The 19,517-nt window shown below is 55.3% G+C and carries 16 protein-coding genes; 3 read left to right on the top strand and 13 right to left on the bottom strand.

Features of this window, described 5'->3' with window-relative positions; translation table 11 throughout:
• Positions 1-16: 16 nt before the first annotated feature.
• From AC0YNU_RS08045 to AC0YNU_RS08080, 8 genes are all read right to left on the bottom strand, one after another.
• Positions 17-1,036, bottom strand: a complete 1,020-nt coding sequence (locus AC0YNU_RS08045) for a ubiquinol oxidase subunit II (protein WP_475755048.1) — start codon at positions 1,034-1,036, stop codon at positions 17-19.
• A gap of 349 nt (positions 1,037-1,385) precedes the next feature.
• Positions 1,386-1,694, bottom strand: a complete 309-nt coding sequence (locus AC0YNU_RS08050; protein WP_475755050.1) for a hypothetical protein — start codon at positions 1,692-1,694, stop codon at positions 1,386-1,388.
• Positions 1,695-1,816: 122 nt separating this feature from the next.
• Positions 1,817-2,242 (bottom strand): MarR family winged helix-turn-helix transcriptional regulator, encoded by a 426-nt coding sequence (locus AC0YNU_RS08055; protein ID WP_475755052.1) that lies wholly within the window; start codon positions 2,240-2,242, stop codon positions 1,817-1,819.
• Positions 2,243-2,553: 311 nt separating this feature from the next.
• Complete coding sequence (locus AC0YNU_RS08060; protein WP_475755054.1) at positions 2,554-4,731, bottom strand: hypothetical protein; 2,178 nt, start codon at positions 4,729-4,731, stop codon at positions 2,554-2,556.
• 170 nt (positions 4,732-4,901) lie between these two features.
• Positions 4,902-6,575: an extracellular solute-binding protein gene (locus AC0YNU_RS08065; RefSeq protein WP_475755057.1), complete on the bottom strand. Its 1,674-nt coding sequence runs from the start codon at positions 6,573-6,575 to the stop codon at positions 4,902-4,904.
• A gap of 123 nt (positions 6,576-6,698) precedes the next feature.
• Entirely contained in the window at positions 6,699-7,595 is an 897-nt protein-coding gene (locus AC0YNU_RS08070) for a carbohydrate ABC transporter permease (protein WP_475755059.1), read from the bottom strand.
• Between the two features lie 24 nt (positions 7,596-7,619).
• A complete protein-coding gene (locus AC0YNU_RS08075; RefSeq protein WP_475755061.1) occupies positions 7,620-8,537 on the bottom strand; it encodes an ABC transporter permease in 918 nt (305 codons plus the stop codon).
• 275 nt (positions 8,538-8,812) lie between these two features.
• On the bottom strand, positions 8,813-10,003 hold the full coding sequence (locus tag AC0YNU_RS08080) for a GntR family transcriptional regulator (RefSeq protein WP_475755063.1): 1,191 nt from the start codon (positions 10,001-10,003) through the stop codon (positions 8,813-8,815).
• Between the two features lie 465 nt (positions 10,004-10,468).
• On the opposite strand from AC0YNU_RS08080, the gene AC0YNU_RS08085 reads away from it, so the two are divergent.
• Positions 10,469-12,535 (top strand): GxGYxYP domain-containing protein, encoded by a 2,067-nt coding sequence (locus AC0YNU_RS08085; protein ID WP_475755065.1) that lies wholly within the window; start codon positions 10,469-10,471, stop codon positions 12,533-12,535.
• Between the two features lie 465 nt (positions 12,536-13,000).
• On the opposite strand, the gene AC0YNU_RS08090 is transcribed toward AC0YNU_RS08085, so the two are convergent.
• Together AC0YNU_RS08090 and AC0YNU_RS08095 are read right to left on the bottom strand one after the other, a co-directional pair.
• Entirely contained in the window at positions 13,001-13,297 is a 297-nt protein-coding gene (locus AC0YNU_RS08090) for a hypothetical protein (RefSeq protein WP_475755067.1), read from the bottom strand.
• A 52-nt stretch (positions 13,298-13,349) separates the two neighbouring features.
• Positions 13,350-14,162, bottom strand: coding sequence for a helix-turn-helix domain-containing protein (locus AC0YNU_RS08095; protein ID WP_475755069.1), 813 nt, complete (start codon positions 14,160-14,162; stop codon positions 13,350-13,352).
• Positions 14,163-14,278: 116 nt separating this feature from the next.
• On the opposite strand from AC0YNU_RS08095, the gene AC0YNU_RS08100 reads away from it, so the two are divergent.
• Entirely contained in the window at positions 14,279-15,505 is a 1,227-nt protein-coding gene (locus AC0YNU_RS08100; protein WP_475755071.1) for an MFS transporter, read from the top strand.
• Positions 15,506-15,604: 99 nt separating this feature from the next.
• Positions 15,605-16,381 carry an ABC transporter ATP-binding protein gene (locus AC0YNU_RS08105; protein WP_475755073.1) on the top strand — a complete coding sequence of 259 codons (777 nt, stop codon included), beginning with the start codon at positions 15,605-15,607 and terminating at the stop codon, positions 16,379-16,381.
• 161 nt (positions 16,382-16,542) lie between these two features.
• Here the strand turns inward: AC0YNU_RS08105 and AC0YNU_RS08110 are convergent, their stop codons facing one another.
• The 3 genes from AC0YNU_RS08110 to AC0YNU_RS08120 form a co-directional block, all read right to left on the bottom strand.
• Positions 16,543-17,862 (bottom strand): DUF4179 domain-containing protein, encoded by a 1,320-nt coding sequence (locus AC0YNU_RS08110; protein ID WP_475755075.1) that lies wholly within the window; start codon positions 17,860-17,862, stop codon positions 16,543-16,545.
• Entirely contained in the window at positions 17,849-18,391 is a 543-nt protein-coding gene (locus AC0YNU_RS08115) for an RNA polymerase sigma factor (RefSeq protein ID WP_475756220.1), read from the bottom strand. The genes AC0YNU_RS08110 and AC0YNU_RS08115 overlap by 14 nt, the downstream gene beginning before the upstream one ends.
• 190 nt (positions 18,392-18,581) lie before the next feature.
• Positions 18,582-19,328, bottom strand: a complete 747-nt coding sequence (locus AC0YNU_RS08120; protein ID WP_475755077.1) for a WecB/TagA/CpsF family glycosyltransferase — start codon at positions 19,326-19,328, stop codon at positions 18,582-18,584.
• Between the last annotated feature and the right edge of the window lie 189 nt (positions 19,329-19,517).

Below are 19,517 nucleotides of genomic sequence, written 5' to 3' on the forward strand. Positions count from 1 at the left end.
GTGCTCCTCCCTCAACCTACTTGTGATTCATTTCACTTGAATTCATATTGCTCATATCCATATTGCTCATGTCCATGTCGCTCATATCGTCCATGTCGTGAGCGCCTTTCGAATCGGACTTTTGTTCGTCCGTGTCGACCTTGTCGTCTTTGTTCTCGTCCATATCCATGTCCATGTGATGGCCGCCGTTCTTCTTCACGATGGAATCGAACAGCTCCGTCGGATACGAGGAGAAGGTTTGTTCGTCGGATTTGCCCGGTATCGCGAGCTCGTTATAACCGGCTTCCGTCAGCTCGTTCGACTTGCCTTTGACGGAATCGACCCATTTATTGAAGTCGGCCTGCGACTCGGAGGTTACGTTGAAGCGCATATGCGCGAATTCTTTCCCGCTGAAATTGGCGCCCGTGCCGTAGAAGCTGCCCGTTTTATCGGCTTGCAGCCACAGCGACATCGCCATGCCCGGCATCGTATATTCCTGGCCGCCCAGCTGCGGAATCCAGAATGAGTTCATCGGCGCATCGCTCGTCAATTCGAAATGCACCTGCACGCCGGCAGGAATGTGCACGTAGTTGACGGTCGCGATGTTTTGGTCCGGATACATGAACAGCCATTTCCAATCCAGCGACGTGACCTGGATTTCAACCGGCTTGACGTCCGTGACCGCGGTCTTCGGCGTTCTCGCCAGCGCATACGTATCGCGGGCCGTGTATCCGCCCAGGATCGCGATAATGACGATCGGAATGCCCCACCAGAGAATCTCCAGCACCTTGCTGTCGTCCCAATGCGGTTTGTACGGCGCGGTGTTGCCCGGTTTGTCCCGGTAGCGCAATACGATGAATACCGTAATGGCCAGCACCGGAATGACGACGATCGCGCATAAGATCGCCGACAATATAATGAGCTTGTACTGGGTCTGCGCCACGGGTCCCTGCGGATCGAACACGACGAATTTGCCGTCGCAGCCCGATAGGAGCACGGTCGTCAGCAGCCCGGTTATCAGCAGCAGCAAGCCGCGGAGGTTGGATCGTTTCTTCATTTGCTACTCATCTCCTTACACATGCAAGCGTCCTTGTATGGCCCTTTGACGCTAGCATATCAGATCGCGTCGCGATTGGAACCGCCGTTCGCCGTCGTTAACAATTCCGTCAACGTTCTGTTTCTTTTCGGACACTTTTCGTTCAATAGTCGTTCAAGAATAGCGCTGCAAAGGCTTTCAATTGGCTTCCGTTACCTGCAGCGATAATCCGATAAAACGCCACTGAGGACAACCTTTGGTGCATGCTGGCCGAACATCTTCCTTATTTTCCCGAATGCGGATACAACAAAAAGAGGCAGCGACGATTCGCTGCCTCTTGCTCTATGCGTCCTGTTCGAACGCCGTACGATTATTGGTGAACGCGTTCCACTTGTTGACGCGCCGGCGCCGCGGAGGAGCCGGTAACGAATTTCGGCTGGAGCGCGTGGAACAATGACCCCAGCAACAACACTTGAATGCCGCCGATGATAAATCCGAACCCGATCATCAATCCCAAATTCGTATCCTTGAACTCGTATGAGAAGCCTGCGCTCATAAGAACACCGATAATCATAAGGGCCAATCCCAGCTTCGGCATCAATGAAGTCCAGTAATTGATCTTATCGTTCTGGGTTGGATTCTGCATGTCCGCACTTGCCGGTTGTTGGTGGTCGTTCATTGTGCAACACTCCCGTTGGCATAATATAGTTATACTATACCACAAAATCGTCACGAAGCGTTCACTTTTTGTTCAAATATTAAAAAAGGGTAAATTTCGGCGCTTGCCTACATCCGGCCGTTCTATGCTTCCTTCTCGTTCGAACCCGGGTACAGCTCCTTGAATTCCAACAGTCCCGCGCGCTTCAGCTCTTCCATATGGATTTCCGACAGCTCTTCCAAAATTTCCTTCGAGGTATCCGTCAGCCGAATAAATATACTGCGGCGGTCGCTCGGATTCGGAAACCGCTGGACAAGGTTCAACTCCTCGCAGCGCTGAATCAATTCAATGCAGGCATTCGGCGTAATCTGCAGCCGTTCCGCCAGCTCCTTCGGCGTCGCATGCTCGCGACCGGGAAAGCCCATGATCGACAGCATCAGCTGATGATACTGCGGCGTCAGCCCTTTGCTGCGGGCGGCTTCCTCGCTGAAGCGGATGAATTTGCGAATCTGGTAACGGAAATAAGCAAGCTGCTCGTAAATATGTTTGGGCAATCGTTCCTGGCTCATCTTGTTGCTCCTTCCTCGTGTACAAGCATCCCGCTTAGCGTTCATGTTATATAACATAACATAAACCATTCCACTTGGATTGACAATCTTTATTACCAGGATATACGCGTCCGCCCAACAGGATGCTTCTATAAAAGAAGCGCCCAACCGGCGCTGCATATGCGAGCGGTTGAAGCGCCTAACTTGGATGGCCTCGCTTGGATGATCTCATTCGTTCCTACATCTATTCTATATCGATCTACATCTATTCTACATCGATCTAAAGATAACGTTATTTCATATAGCCATTATTCCAATGCAACCTTCTTCATTTAGAAGGAGATCTTGACCTGTACGCCCGTCGGACTGCTTGCATGGCGGACAAGCAGCGTCCCTGAAGCTGCATCGTACTGTACCGCGATCTCGTCGCCGTCCGCCGTGACCCGACGAGGTGCATCCGAGAGGCGAATACGCGTGCTGACCGTCATGTCCGACGGGGATTCCGACACATAACGGAATTCCGCGGAATTCCGCTCTTCGTCGCGAACGCGGGACGAGCTCGCGAGCACGGCCGGCGATTCGCCTGCTCCATGACGCAAGTCGTAAAGCAGGCAGTTATCGCCCGGCTTCAGCTCGATGCCGTCACGGACCGGCAGATCAGCTTCGAACAGATCGAGGAACGAGCCCTGCAGCTCTGTCCCTGTGTCCGACTCCGTCTCATCCAGCGCCTGCGCGATGACATAAGGTCCGCGCTGGATGCGCAGAACGCCGCTCTCGCGATAGTCCGCTGCTTCTCCACGGATTCCGAGCGCGCGCTTGATGCTGTCCGTTACCCGCTCCGCGCCTTCGGCAGACTGCGCGAGAGACGCCGGATTGACCCGCAGGTACATGACGGCGCCGCTGCCTACGGCATGCTCGCCTTCTTGCGGCTCCCGTCCGAGTCCAAGCGATTCGAACAGATGCTCCTCTGCCCGATCGTACGTTTTGCTGCCGGCTCCGCGGTTCCACCACTCGCTTACCCCATGGAACGGGTCGGTGCCGTCGCCGACGTAGATGAGCACGCCGCCGTCCCGCACCCATTGCCCGAGAGCCTGGTGAATGCCCGGATGCTCCGGCTTCATGAACTCGTAGCTGAGCAGCAGCACGCGGTAATCGTCCATGTAGCCCGGGAAGGTAAGAATATTGTCCAACTGCACCGGACGCAGCGGAACGCCGCTCTTCACCAGCGGCAGCGCCAAGCCGTAGAACGCCGACCAATCCAGCAGGTCGCGCTGCTCTTCCGACAGCTTATCCGCCGATTCCGTACCGTCGTACTTGAATGCTTCGCGGCCGTCGTCCTCGCCGATGACATCCCCCCGCTGATACATGGCCGAATTGGCCAAGCAAAGACCGATGCCGCGCGTATACTCGGTTCCGGCATCCGCTTCCTCATGATTGTGCATATCTCGCAGCACGTTCATGACCGTCAGCAGCACCGTCGCGTAATCCGCCGGAATCGTCTCTTTGCCCTTGCCGTCTTCTTTGGGATACGGCAAAGAGAATACGCGCCAAGGCCAAGGACAGACTTCGTATTGGCTGACGCCGGGATGCAGCAGCGAAGCAACGACGGTCTGACGGTAATTGAAGCGATAGTCGCTCCACGCATAACGCGGGTTATCTTCGATCGGATCGTGCAGGAACCACATCTCCCGCCCAGTGCCGCGCGTCAGCTCCTGCATAATGCCATACTCGAGGTAAGCCGTCTCGAACGTGCGCTCGCGGCGAACGCCCTTGTAGACATTCGGCGTACGCGCTGTACCCGTCCAGATCTGCGCAATGAATCCATCGCAAGCAGGCATGGACACGAGCAGCGCTTCCGGACTGACGATCCGCCACTGCGTATAGTTGATAAGGCTGTGCGTCGGCACGTAGAAACGGACCGTTCGGCCGTAGGTGACAAGCGCGTACTCCTTCATTTGGCTGCAGATCCGGTCGAGCGCTCTGTAATACATAGCCGCCTTGAGCTTGGAAGCGCGGTATTGCGCGTCCGGCGTCACATGCGGAGGAATCCAGTCTTCGCCGTAGTAGTTGAGCCATTCGCGCTTGAAAGCTTCTTCGTAACCAGACTGCGCCCAGAATTCCGGCTCTTCCATATGGATGGCTTCAATGCCGCAGTCGATCGCTTTCTTAATATAGGTGGCCAGATACTCTGCAAACGAAATCGTCGGCACCATGTACGGCACGTCCTTGCCATGCAGCATGTGACTGCCGTCCCGAATCGTCTGCGCCTCGTCCCAGTGATCCCGTCCGTCGAACTTGCCGTACAGATAATCCTGATATTCGCCCCATGAGACGCCCGTCATCAGATGGATCGTATAGCCGGCTTCCTTCCAGCCCTCGATCCGTGCGGGCAAATCGTCGCCGATGCCATAAACCATGACGAAATCCGTGCGCAAATCATATTTCGTTCCATAGGGTCTCGATTCCTGAAAACCTGTCCATTCGGGATTCGTTTTCTTCTTGCGGCTCAAATCCGTCGCCTCCTATAGAAAGGCCGGGCCGGCAATTATGCAGGCCCGGCCTTTGCGATTAGTATTGCGTTCGTGTTCGACATTCGGTGCATCCGGACACCGAATGGTTGGCGGGTTCGCCGAAAGCATGGTCAATATCTATTTAAGCATGGTCGATACTTAGGAATGAATTAGTTCGCCATTTGCAGCTTCACGACTTCTTTGCCCTTCAGGCTGTCGTTGACGAATTTCATGGCATCATCGTAGCCTGTTTTCTTGATTTGCGTACGCAGTTGGTTGATGACTTTAAGCGCTGCTTCGTCCGACTTCGCGAACACGGCTTCTTTCCACACGTCGCCGATTTGGTCCATCGACGGCTTGAGCGTTTCCCATTGCGGCGATTTTGCGATGAAGTCGCCGGCGTTGTAAGCGGAAATCACTTGAATGCCGTTCGGACGGAGAATTTTGCGCGCGCTGTCCATGGCAGCCGTACGCTCTTGGTCAGCCCAAATGTCGCCGCCGAGCGTGTTGGTACGATCCAGGCCAGTCATCGATTCAAGACCGATGCCGAAGCCTTCGTCTTTCTTCGCTTTGCCCGTCGTATCCGCATTGAACTTGTCGAACACGTCTTTCTTCGCTACCGGTTTGCCATCGACCATGTCATAGTCGGTGCCTTCGATGCCGTAATGAACGAGCTTGAAGCCTTCGTCGGAAGCCAGGAAGTCAAGCAGCTTCAGCGCAGCGTCGACGTTCTTGCATTCTTTGGTGATGACCGTAACGTTGTTGCCTTGAATGCCGAGATCGACCGGACGGTTATCTTCGGCGCCAGCGCGCTCCAGCGGACCTACCGGCACGTAATCGCTGCCCGGATGCGCTTTCACGTATTCTTTGGAAGCGTCGAGAATGGCCGGATAGTGGGCAGCCAATACCGCGATACGGCCTTGGTTGATTTTCTCCTTCGCGATCGGGTCCGTCTGCGTGAACGTTTCCGGATCGAGCAAACCATCGGAAATGAGCTTACGGTAGTAGAGCGTGTAGTCTTCGTAAGGCTTCGTGAAGAAAATATGCTCCAGCGTGCCGTCGCCTTTATCGGCATAATCGGAACCGTAGAACATCGTGTTGCCGATGCCTACCGCCCAGCCGTTCGAGAAGCCGCCCAGCGGGAATACCGGCATGCCGTTCTCCTGCAGGTTCGCGTCTTTGATTTTTTGCAGGAAAGCAACCAGTTCGTCCTTCGTTTTGACCGATTGCGGGTCAACGCCGATCTTCGTCGCGATGTCCTTGCGCACGTAGAAGCCGTAGAGCCAATCCATGGCATCCTTGTCGCTGGCCGGCTGGTTTTGGAACAGCATGTACTGCTTGCCGTCGATGCCGCCGATCGCTTTGTCATACAATGCCGGCGGAACGTTCTCTTTTTGAACTTCCTTCGCCAGGTTCGGGTATTTGTCCAGCTTGTCGGTCAGGTCGACCAATTGGTCTTCCTTCGCCGCTTTGATTACGCCGTCCAACTCGCCGCCCCATGCCGGGCCTGTATAAATATCGGGCAAATCCTGCGTTGCGAAGATCGTGTTGATCTTCTCGACCTCGCTGCCTTTCGTATACTCGAATTTCACGGTAACGCCCGTTTTCTCTTTGATGGCTTTCGCGATCGGCGTCATGTCGGGTTCGACGTTGCCGGCTCCCGAACCGTTCCAGTTATGAAGCAGCTTGAGCGTAACCGGTTTGTTATCGCTTCCGCCGTTGCTTGCTCCGTTTGTCGATCCGTTCGTGTCCCCGTTGTCGTTGTTGCCGCAGGCTGCCAGCAAACTTCCCAGCATCGCCGTCGTCAAGACGGTCGCTGCCACTTTGCCTCTTGCATTCCACATATGAACCCCTCCGCATTATCGTGGTTTTATGATAAAGATTCTTGCCCGCCCATCCAGGCCGCAAAGCCGGACGGGGCGAGCACGAAACCGATACCCGAGCTTTAACTTGCGCTTGATGCGAAATTAGCCTTTGACCGAACCGATCATCGTCCCTTTAACGAAGAAACGCTGCAGGAACGGATACACGCATAGAATCGGGAATACGGCGATAACGAGCAATGCCATTCGCAGCGACTCCGGCGTGGAACCCGCTCCATTCATGTTAACCGTCTGCCCGCCATTCTGGGATGCCTGCTGCGCGGCGTTTGACAACGCTTCCGCTTCCGTCAACATTTGCTGAAGCATCGTTTGAACCGGAATGAGATCCTTATTCGACACGTAATAAGCGCCGGTAAACCAGTCATTCCAATGGGCGACCCCGACGAACAGCCCGATCGTCGCCAGCACCGGTCCCGACAACGGCAGGATGATGCGGGTGAAAATTTGAAAATCGCCGTATCCGTCGATGCGCGCCGATTCCTCGAGTTCCTCGGGAATGCCCTGCAGGAACGTACGAATAATGACGATATGCATGAAGCTGAACAGCGACGGAATGACGTACACCCAGAACGTATTGATGAGATGCAGCTTCTGCAGCGTGATGAAGTACGGAATGAACCCCGCGCTGAAGATCGTCGGCAAGAAGATGTAGAAGGTGAAGAACGTCCGGCCGGGCAGCGTCTTCTTCGACAGCGCGTACGCCATCAGCGTGCTTAGCAACACGGAGAGGAACGTCCCGAGCAGCGTCCGCAAGAGCGTGATTTTGTAAGCCGCCCAGATCTTCGGATTGTCGAACACCTGCCCATAGTTGTCGAACGTGAATTTGCGCGGGAAGAAGTAAAGCGCGCCCATCATGGAGTCCTTGCCGTCGTTCAGCGAGTAGACCAGGATGTAGATAAACGGATAGATCATCGAGAAGCCAAGCAACGCCAAAACCGTATAATTGAGCCAATCAAATGGCGAGATACGTCGTAATCTCATGTCGGTATTCTCCTTCCTGCGGGTTTAAAAGAGGGACACATCGCTGACCTTGCGAGCGACCCGGTTGACCGTCAAGATCAGCACGAGCGCGATAACGCTTTGGAATAATCCGACTGCGGCCGCATAACTGAGCCGGCCTTCGTTGATCCCGGCATTGATGACGTGTACGTCCAGTACGCTGCCGATCGCCGCCGTCGCCGGTCCGTTGAGCAGGAGGAGCTGTTCATAACCCGCGCTCATCAAGCTGCCTGTTGCCAGGATGAACAGAATGACGGCGATGTTGCGTATGCCGGGCATCGTTATATGCCAGATTTGGCGGTAGCGTCCGGCGCCGTCCATCTTGGCTGCCTCGTACAGCTGCTGATCGATGCCCGCGATGGCGGCGATATAGATGATGGAATTCCATCCGATGTTCTTCCAAACGTCCGAGCCGAGAATGACTTGATAGAACCAGCTCGTGTTGTTCAAGAATTGAACGGGATCCTTGACGAAATCCGCCGAGACGAGCAAATTGTTGACCGGACCGCCGTATTGCGATAACAAACGCTGCATCAAGGTGACGACGACAACCCACGATACGAAATACGGCAAGTACGAAAGCGTTTGCACGGTTTTCTTAAATCTAACGTTCTTCACTTCGTTAAGCAGGATAGCCAGCACGATCGGCATTGCGAAGCCGATCAGAAGCTTCATCAAGCTGATAAGGATCGTATTGCGAATGAGCTTGCTGGATTGGTAGTAGTCGAAAAATTGATGGAAGTATTTCAGTCCGGCCCATGGGCTTCCGCTGAAGCCGCCGGAGAATCTGAAATCGCGGAACGCGACCTGTACGCCGTATAGCGGTACGTAAGAGAATAAGAAAAACCAGATGATGCCGGGCAGCATGAACAGATAGAACAGCTTGTGCCGCCAAATTCGCTTCCAAAGCAATGATGCGGTCATATCGCGACTCCTCCTTACGAATGTTATGACTGGTTCGTACGCCCCGCTGCGGGACCGAACCAATGTCTTCCTTATCTATTTATCAATATATATTAAATATTATATATATTCAATATGTTTTAGAAATCTTTTAGCATTCAAACGATTAAAAATTTCTCAATCCCGTTCCCACGGCTTTCGCAAGCCTTCTGGACAATTGTCCACTTGTCCGTCCCGATTCGACAACAAAAAACCCGGTTTCCGTCGATACGGAAAACCGGGTGGTACGAACTTGCCTATTCGTGCGTGCCGCGGGGAGGTCCGGATGTCTGACGAACGACGAGCTCAGGCTCGATAAGCGTCTTCATGAATTTACCGCCATTCGCGCCGTCCGGGCGAATGATCTGCAGGAGCATCTCCGCCGCGCGGCAGCCCATGTCGTGCTCGAACTGCTTCACGTGCGAGAAGAGGCTGAAATCTTCCACCATCGACGTCGGGTCGTCGAAGCTGACAATCGACAGATCGCCCGGCACGTCGAGTCCCGCATGGCGCGCCATCTGATAGATTTCCACGGCCAGGCGTCCGTTAAGCGTAATATACGCCGTCGCCATCCGGTTGCGGATATAGCGATACAGCGGATGCTTCTCGGGTCCCTCCATGTTGTCCATGCGGAATTCCGTGATGATATGCGCCGGATTGATCATCGCGCCTTTGTTCTTGAGCGCGTTCATGTAGCCTTCGATCCGTTCCTGAACGGTGATGGTCTGCAGCGGAGAATCCGAGCAAATCGCGATTTCCCGGTGGCCGAGCTCCCATAGGTGCTCGACCGCCAGGCTCGCCCCCATCCTGCCGTCTGCCGCGATGTAGCTCGTCTCTACCCCCGGAAGGAACCGGTCGATCAAGACGAACGGGAAGCCTGAGAATTTCATCGCAAGAATTTCCTCATTGTACCGCTCTTCGTCGACCGGGAAGATCAGAAGCCCTTCGATGCCGATGTCCTTCAGCGTCTTGATCGCATCGATTTCTTTCTGCAGCTCTCCCCCGGACAACAGAATGAGGCAGCGGAAGCCTCTCTCCTCTAACGTGCTGCGAATGCCTTCCACGAGCCGAATCGCGAAAAAGTCGTAAATCGAAGGCATCACGAGTCCGATGACGCCCGTCCGGTGACGAGATTCGCCGTGGTCGGCTAAGCCCGAGCTTGACAAGCCAGCCGGCACCGCTGCGGATAACGCAGCCTGCGCATCAGCCGCCTGTTCTCTCCCCTTCCCGCTCACGAAGCTGCCGCGGCCAGGAACGCGTGTAATGAACTTCTCATTCGCGAGTCCCGACAACGCGTTCACAACTGTAATTTTGCTGACGTTGAACTTCTCCATCAGTTCTTTCTCGGTCGGGATGCGGTCGCCTTCCTTCAAGCCCTCCGATACGATCAAATCTCGGATGTAATCCTGGATTTTCTGATATAACGGTATCCGATCTGCCGTACTCACTTCGCATCACCAAGTTTCGTTATCATATTAGTATATATAATATATTCTTACCTTCAGCTATGCAAGGGTGATTCCTTGATCCTAAACACCCTTATTTTTGCACAAAACCACCTCCTTCGGCCTAGCAATACCCGGGATTATGCGAAGTTTCATAAGAAGTTTTGTCGAAAGTATTGAAAGATTATATAGAATATATTAAACATTAACTGAACATGTAAGCGGTTAAAATGTTCGATTTCGTACATGAAGGAGGCGAAATCCAGGATAGGCGTAACAGCCGCCCGAGAAAAGAGGCAGAACATGCGGGATGCCGAAATCGGCACTGCCCGAATGAAAGCGCGTTCAATGACAAGTGGCACGATCAAGCGATGGAGAACTTGCAGGACCTGAGATTTTGAGGCATGACGATTGAGGAAGCAGATGTACGCTATTCCTTCCAAATTTACGAGACGAGGTGTTCGATTCATGTTTCGAAAGCTTACGACCGCGGGCCTTGCGCTGGCATGTACATTGACCTTTACGATCGGCGCATCGGCGGAAGCGCCGGCGCAGACTGCCGCGAGCAAGAACAACAGCGCTGTATCCTGGCCGACCGGACAAGCCTTGCCGAGCTTCGCCAAAGTGAAATCGCTTGAAGTCGCCGATATCTACGACGCACCGGGCGACGTCAAGATCATGCTCGCTTCCCTTCAAGGCATCGTCAATCGCCAGGAGCCGCGCGTCTATCTGCTCGAGAGCAAAGAAGAAGGCAAATTCACTTGGCTGAATGACCTGGATGTACCCTATAAAGTTCGCGACAACTACTGGGACATCGTCCGTACCTTCAAGAAAGAAGTCAAAGGCATGATCATCTATGATCCGAACGTTCCGGATTCCATTAACGTGGCCACTACGCTGGCAGGTCTGAAGGATGCCGTCGTCGCCAGTCCGGAGCTGGCGCAGAAGCTAGCCGCTGCGCCTTACGGCTTGAAGACGCTGGATGATCTGCGCGGCAAATTCAAAGATCGCCTCGATGCCTATACATGGCAATACGAGAATCTATGGAGCCAGACTACGCACCGCATGCTGGTCGGCCTGAGCCCGGATACGTCCATCCGCATTCCGGATGGCATGCCCGCTTCCTTCAAGACGATCGCGGCGGACAACACGCAGGAGCGCGACGGGAAGAACCGTAAAGTGTATGATCTCGATTTGACGCCTTTCCTGGGCAAAGACTCGGCATTCCTTCGTTTCGACGATGCCTTCACGCAGGACGGCTGGGGCTCGGCGGTACATGAAGTGACTGTCAAGGCGGACGGCCAGACGATCGCTCATTTCATCCCGGGTACCGAGGAAGAGAAACCGTTCCTCTACGACGCGCAAAGCTCGCAAGTTTCCACGGGCGACGGCGGCCACCGTTTTGCCGATAACGGCCGTTACTTCGTCTATAAGTTCACGCCGCCAGCCGGCACCAAGCAGCTGACCGCTTCCGTCGATATGTGGAACCAATACAAGGTATCCGCAGGGAACGAACAACCGCTCTCTTCGGAGAAGAAAGAGCCTTACGGCTACTTAAGAGATTATGCCGTAGCTAATAAAGCGATGGTGTTCTGGCTGGACGCGAACGTGCCGGAGCAGCGCGAGCTGTTCGAACGTATCCTATCGGACGTCAAGCCGGGCACGCCGTATCTCGGCTGGTTCAGCAACGACGTCGAAGGCGAGTTCAATTCCGTCGAAATCACGTCGCGCCACAGCGTCTACGTGCTTGCGGCCGATTGGTTCAGCAACATGACCGTGTTCTCCGGCTCGTCGATGAAAGCGAAGCTTCCGGCTCCCGCGAAGACGCCGAAGCTCGAGAACAAAATTTACGTTACGTATACATTCAGCGAGGGCGACAACTTCCAGTACAACCAGCATCGGATGCGCGTGTTATGGGATGATCCGAACCGCGGCAAGGTTCCGCTCAACTGGACGTCGAGCCCGCTGCTCTATGACGGCGCGCCGGTCATGCTCGATCACTACTTGAGCACGGCGACTGCCAACGACCAACTGATCGCAGGACCTTCAGGCTCCGGCTATTTCTACTCGAACGCTTGGCCGGAAAACACCTTCGCTTCTTTCCTGAAGCAAACGTATCCGTATATGAAGAAAACCGGCATGACGATTCCATACGTGCTGAACCGAGTCGACGGTCAAAACGTACCGCTCAGCGAAGCTAAGGTGAATGCCTATACGAACGAATACCATGTTCCGGGACTGTTCCTGAGCTGGGAAGATCGCTACGGCGTCTCGATCGAAGGCGGCAAACTGCCGGTCTCGACGATCCAAGGCATCAGTACCGCACAGGACGGCAAGCGCATCCTGGACGAGGCCAAAGCGAAGTGGGACGGCAAGTCGCCGCTCTTCGTATCGCTCGGCCTGCTCGCTTGGAGCATGACGCCTACCGACGTTGCCCAGTTGAACGAATCGCTCGGCAGCAAGTATCAAGCGGTCAGAGCAGACCAGTACTTCGCTCTTGTGCGAGAGGCCAACGGTTTGCCGAAGGTGAAGTAATTTGCGCTCGGTGTTAACTTGTAGTTAACTACAGGGCAATAGAAGGAAAACCAACAGCTCCCGGTGAACCTCTCCGGGAGCTGTTGCTGTTGCTGAGATTACCGCATGGCGGCTTTGCAAAAGTAGCGGCATTGGGGACTATTTAAGATGTAGCTCGGAATTTTGTATTTTTCCGGCAAAGTGGTGCACGGGGTGCACCTCTTGCTCGGGATTTGCTGGTTTTCTGGCAATGTAGTGCACGGGGTGCACCTCTTGCTCATGTTGTTCTAGCTCTGCTGCTTACCTGGCAATGCGTAGTGTGCCGGCATCGGTGCCAGAGCCAAAAAGCTGCTAAATTGCAGCTTTCGGAGCTTTGAGTGGTCATGGGACGCCGAAATTGTGCCATATGACAGAATTTGGTCCATCTGTTGTGGTAATGTACTCCGAAAGCTGCTCGATAGCAGCTTTCGGAGCTCTAACTGGCCATTAGACGCCGGAAAGCTGCCATATGGCAGCTTTGGGCCATTTGTTGCGGTTGGTGAGCCAGCCCAAAAGCTGCTGCTGGTAGCTTTTCATCCGCTGAGCGGCCGACTGAAGCTCGCAAGAATGTTTTCTTCTGTTCATTTTGATCAGTTCGTATTGATGAGTTCGTATTGAACAGTTCGTTTTCTTCAGTTCATTTTTGCTTAGTTGGATTTCTTCAGTTGTGTCCAGATCGCTCCAACAACAGCCTTCCATTTGCTCGACGGCATGCAGAGGCAGCACCTGCATGGAAAAGACCAACAACCCGGAATCCCAATCCCCGGGTTTGTTGGTCTTTTTCGTTTCAATAGCGTCAATGCTGACGGAACGCCTGCGGCGTGACGCCGTTCATTTTCAGAAAAACCCGATGAAACTGGCTCGCGCTGGAAAAGCCGAGCTCCTCGCTGATCTGTCCGATGGTCGCTTCCGTGCGGCGAAGCCGGTTCATCGCTTCTTCCATGCGCAGCTTCAGCAAATACTGGTACGGCGTCGTACCGGTTGCCGCACGGAAGGAGCGAATGAAATGAAAGCGGCTTTGCAGCGCGATGCCGGCCAATTCGTCGACGCTCACCGTCTTCTCGTAGCATTCATGCATGAAGGCGAGCGCCCGCCGCAGATGCGGGTCGGTTACCCCCCTCGGCGGAGCAATCCGAAGCGCGCCTTCCGAACCGACGCCAACCAGTCCGCCGATATAGGCCAGGACGTCATCCTCCACTTCCTGCACGGCGAGCGGATCCGCCAGAGCCTGGCTTTGCAGCAGCGCCAGCATCCAATGTCGGAAACGGCCGATCAGATCGTCCGTGTCGAATGCCTGCCTCACGTCATGCCGCGCTCCGGCCTCGAAATGCGGCATGATACTTTCCATTCCGCCCACTCCGCGTTCGCGCACCTTCAATATAATGACGGACGTCCGCTCCCCGATATGAAAATGATGGTCCGTGCCCGGAGGCTGAATGAGCCCGCTGCCCTGGTTCAGCGCGAAACCGCGATTTTCCTGTGTAAAGTGGCAGGTCCCTTGGATCGGCATCGTGACCTGCATCCATTGATCGTGCTTATGCGGAACGTTCTTGAAGTCTCCGCTGCCCTGCCATAGCTCGATCCATTCCGTCTCTGCTTTCATCTCCATCTGTCTTCACCTGCACCTATTATAGCAAAAATTGCTCCGCTCGCAGCACTTTTCGCTAGCGACTCGTATCCGCGCTTCCGCTACAATTTAGAAAATGACGAAAGGGGTTATGACCCATGATACCATCCACCGCATTAACGGCAGCGCGCAATCCGGCCACGCTGATGCTGCTCGGCGTCAGCTTCGCCCATCTGCTCAACGACGCGATGCAGACAGCCGTGCCTTCCGCTTTCCCGCTGTTTCAATCCTCGCTCCATCTGACGTTCACCCAAATCGGCTGGGTCGCGTTCATGCTCAATATTACCGCCTCGCTGCTGCAGCCGTTCATCGGCTACCTGTCCGACCGCCGGCCGATGCCGAATCTGCTGCCGCTCGGCATGGTCTTCTCGCTCGCCGGCGTGCTCGGCTTCGCCTATGCGAGCTCGCTATGGATGCTGCTTGCCGCCGCCATGCTGATCGGCATCGGCTCGTCCGTGCTGCATCCGGAATCTTCCCGCGTCGCGCGGATGGCCGCCGGCCGCGGGCGCGGCATGGCGCAGTCGGTCTTCCAGGTCGGCGGCAACACCGGCCAGGCGCTGGCTCCGCTGCTTGTCGCGTTCGTGCTGATGCCGCATGGACAGCTCGGGTTCCTGTGGTTTACGATCGCGGCCGTGCTCGGCATCGCGGTCCAGGTCGTCATCGGACGCTGGTACGCGGAGCAGCTGGCCGCAGCGCCGGCCAAGAAGAAGACTGCCGCAGCAGGCGCACAGGACCATTCACCGCATACCAAGCTGTTCATCGCCGGCACGATGGCGCTCTTGATTGCCCTGCTTTTCTCCAAATTCGTATATATCGCCGGCATGACAGGCTTTTATTCGTTCTATTTCATGGACCATTATCATTTGCCCTTGTCCCGCGCGCAAATCTGCTTGTTCGCGCTGCAATTTGCCGGCATGATCGGCACCTTGCTCGGCGGGCCGCTGGCCGACCGCTTCGGACGCAAGACGATGATCTGGATCTCCATCGCCGGCACGGCACCGTTCTCACTGCTGCTGCCATACGTGGGCCCTGGCGCCGCCCTGCTGCTCTGCTGCGCGATCGGACTCTTCCTGATGTCCGGTTTCTCCGTCATCATCGTCTACGCGCAGGAGTTGATGCCGCGCCATGTCGGCACGGTGTCGGGCTTGTTCTTCGGCCTCGCTTTTGGCATGGCGGGACTCGGCTCCGTTCTGCTGGGCTTGCTCATGGACAAGGCAGGCGGCGATTTCGTCATCGGCCTTTGCTCTTTCCTGCCCCTTCTAGGCCTCTTCGCCTTCCTGCTGCCGCGCGAATCCAAGCTGATGCGAGGCTCGGACGCGGCTTGAACGATTGAGTAAACGCGCCTTCGGGCGTACAATAGAGGGAATTGGTTGGTTACCGCATGCAGGAAAGCTGGCTTCACGAAAGGAGATTTACGGAATTCTATGATGATCGACATTCAACACGTGACCTGGCGCCGCGAGCAATTGACGCTGCTGAAGGATGTAAGCTGGCAGGTCGCTCCCGGCGAGCATTGGGCGCTGCTCGGGCTGAACGGCTCCGGCAAAACGACGCTCCTCAATCTGGTGAACGGCTACTTTTGGCCATCGGAAGGCTCCGTCAGCGTACTCGGACATCGGTTCGGCGAGGTCGACCTGCGGGCGCTGCGCAAGGAAATCGGCTGGGTCAGCACGTCCTTGCAGGAGAAGCTGTACGCCTCGGACCGGACCCAGCACATCGTCATCAGCGGCAAGCATGCGACGATCGGGCTATATGATCTCGTCTCCGAGGAGGATCTAGATCTAGCCCGCTCACTAATGGAAACGCTTGGCTGCGCTCACCTGTGGGACCGCGAGTTCCGCACCTGCTCGCAGGGCGAGAAGCAGAAGCTGCTCATCGCCCGCGCGCTGATGGCCAAGCCGCGCATTCTCATTCTGGACGAGCCTTGCAACGGCTTGGATCTCTTCTCCCGCGAGCGGCTGCTTGCCAGCATTCGCGACTTGGCGGAAAGCCCGGATGCGCCGACGTTGATCTACGTCACCCATCACACGGAAGAGATCTTGCCGGCCTTCACGCATGCGCTTCTCATCCGAGGCGGCGAAATCGTCCGCAGCGGACGAACGGAAGACGTGCTGACGACGGACGGGCTGAGCGATTTCTTCGAAGCGCCGGTAACGGTGGAGAAACATGGCGAACGGGTCTATGTGCGGGTAGCCGAATAGCAGTCAATCGGCGTCCCACAGCCCCCCATAGCAACGGCGGCCGGTCAATGACCGGCCGCCGTTGCTTGCGTATAAGCCTACCTTGTCGCGCATCGACAGCCATGCCACTCTTGCCATGTACCTTTCGTTATCCGTCTATCGTGCCGCATCCCTGAAACGTTCTATTTCTTGGCGTCGACCGGAATTTCTATCGTCTCGCGATAAGGCTTAATGTAGTGAAAGCCTTGCAGCAGCAGAAACTCCGGTTTATCCGTCGTCTTCACGGTATACGTCTGCTCCCAGAACACGTTATTGTTGCCCAGATCCCATGGACGCGCCTGTGAAACCGAAGCGATCGGAACTCGCTTGCCTCCGGCTTGCACGAATAACTGGTCGGTGTCGAACTGCGTAAACTGCGCCCTTGCGATATCGATATCGTAGCCGGACGCGGTCTTGGTCACGCTTCGAACGAATACCTTCTCCGTGTTGATCCGGATCGATCGATCTGAAGGCTTCGTAAGCGGAATCGGCTCCGTCACTTTCTGGTACCCTGTAAAGCTCTCAAGTACGATATCCATCGTTTCGATCTTGTCGGTCGGCAGCACGTCGTAATCGAGCTCGAAATTCGTAATCCCTTGTTCGTGCGATCCGCTTGACCTCATTCCCCAGGAATTCACTTCGACTCCATTCACCAGGAGCTTCATCGTGCCCGGATATCTCGGAGGTTCGCCATTGTCCATTTCGTAGTGCCCTTTAATCACCGTTGAAGTCGGCGAAGCCGTGATCGAATCATAACTCACCACCCCTTCGTCTACGGGCACGGATTTCGCGATATCTGCGCGAAGGATGCTCTTCATCGCCTTATTCGCTTGGAATTTGAACGAAATCGGATAGGTCGCTTTCTTGCCGACTTCCAGCCACTCGCTGAATTCGGCGGTTAACGTCCGCGAGAACGGGCTGACGGGCTCGAATTTTTGAATGCCCCGCAGCTGGGTCCGATTCTGATTGTAACTGCTGCCGCCCTCCGTCGAATCTGAATCCGTCAGAAATCCTTTTACTTTGAAGATGTCATACCGGCTTGAGGCACCGACCGCAAACGTCTGGCCCTCCGGGAGATCAATGGTATAATACATCAGAAAAGCATTATCGTCCGCGATTACGCCGGTTATGGTAAGGACGGTACCGTCCTTGAGCGTCTTGCTTTTGCCGATGGTTTGCCCGTATCCCTGCTCGGCGACTTCGGCGAAGCTAAGCGAGTACAGATCGTTCCGATTGAGCAGCTTGCCCCCGTAATAAGCGAAGGCCGGGTACTGATACACGAGGACGAAGAGCAGCAGCGCCGCGGCCGCCGACAGGCTCCAGGTCAAAGCCCGATTCCGTTTGCGCTTCTTGGCCGGAGCGCGATACAGCGCTTGGCGCAGCCGATCCTCCATCTCGCTAGGCGCTTTGATCTGATTCAGATTTTGTTTATGCCGATTGAACTTCTCTTCAATGGTATTCATTGCGCTCACCTCCGATAAAATCCTTCAATTTCCGCATGCCGAGCGAAATGCGCGACTTGATCGTGCCAAGCGGTACGCCAGTCATGTCTGCAATCGTCTGATACGGAAAGTCGTGCACGTAACGAAGCTCGATCGCTTCCCGCTGCTGCGCGTTCAAGTGAGCGAGCAGCATGTGCATATCCATCTCGGATTCCGTGCTGCGGTACGGATTTTCTTCCGTTAACGTCGGCGCCGTCGCTTCAAGCTCCTCATCCAGCGGTTGAAACTTCCCGTTCTTGCGAAGCAGCGCTTTGCATCGATTGACGAGAATGGTTTTGCTCCAGCTGTAGAACGCTTCCCCCTTCTGCAATTGCTCGATCTTCTCATAAAGCGTGACGATCATATCCTCCATCGCATCCATCGCGTCATGCTCGTTCCCCATGTAGGAGTAGGCAAGGCGATAATAAGCGTCCCGGTCGGCCATGATGAGTTGCAGCAATGCATCCTTATTTCCTTTTTTGGCTTGTCTGACAAGACGGCTTACCATCAGGTTCTCTCCCCTTTCATAGCTAAGAGCATACAGGAGCGTAAAAAGTTCATTGCAAGCGCAATAAAATTCGAATGGCATAGATTCCCGAATCCAAAATAAAGAAGCAGCCCCGCAGGCTGCCTCGTTATCATTTGAATGAACGCTGCTTTTACTAGCATGCAAAACCCATCGAATTCCATACATGACGAGATTAGGACAATCCGCCGCGCTCCCTGTAGAGCAATGCCTTCAGCGCGAACCTGGGCAAAATCAGCTGGCGGCGCCAGCGCGACGGCTGGTTGAGCAGCCGGAAGAGCCACTCGGCGTGAAGCCGCTGCCAGATCCGCGGCGCGCGCCGGACGGTTCCGGCCACGATATCCAGGCTGCCGCCTACGCCGACGGCGACCAACGCCTGCAGCTGGTCCCGGTAGGCGTGGATCCAGCGTTCCGCTTTCGGGGCGCCTAGCGCGACGACGAGCACATCAGGCCTCTTCGCCGCGATGTCCGCTACGATTCGCTTATCCTCCGCAGGATCGAAGAAGCCATGCTGCCTGCCGACCACTTTCGCCCGTGGATAGCGGGCTTCGATAACATCGACCGCGCGTCTGCTGGTCTCCTCGCTTGCACCAAGCAAGTAGAACGACCACCGCTCGCGATTGCCGGCTTCCAGCAGCTCGAAGAGCAGATCGCAGCCGGTTACCCGCTCGGGAAGCGGATCCTTCCGCAAGCGGGACACCATCACGATGCCGATGCCGTCCGCCGTAAGCAGGTCCGCCTCGTCGACGATGCCGCGCAGCTGCCGGTCGTGCCGGCAAGCCATCGCGATCTCCGGGTTCAACGTGACGATATGGAACAACGCCTGTTTCTTCCCCGCAATAACGCCTTCAACCTTTGCCACCGTTTCCGCCATCGTCAGCTTCGGAACCGGAATGCCCATGATGCTGGAGTATTCATCCATCGCTAAGTGCCACCTTTATGCAAATATGCAAACATTGCCCCAATCGTATCACAGCGCTTGCCTGCAGGGATACAGAAAATGGAACTCATCCGATTACGAGCGCAGCGAGAACCCGCATATGCATAAGAAGGATAAAAACATGCGGCCGCAAGCAAAGAAGCCACCCATCAGGGCGGCTTCTTTGCTTCC

Source organism: Paenibacillus sp. J31P316 (assembly GCF_056269105.1).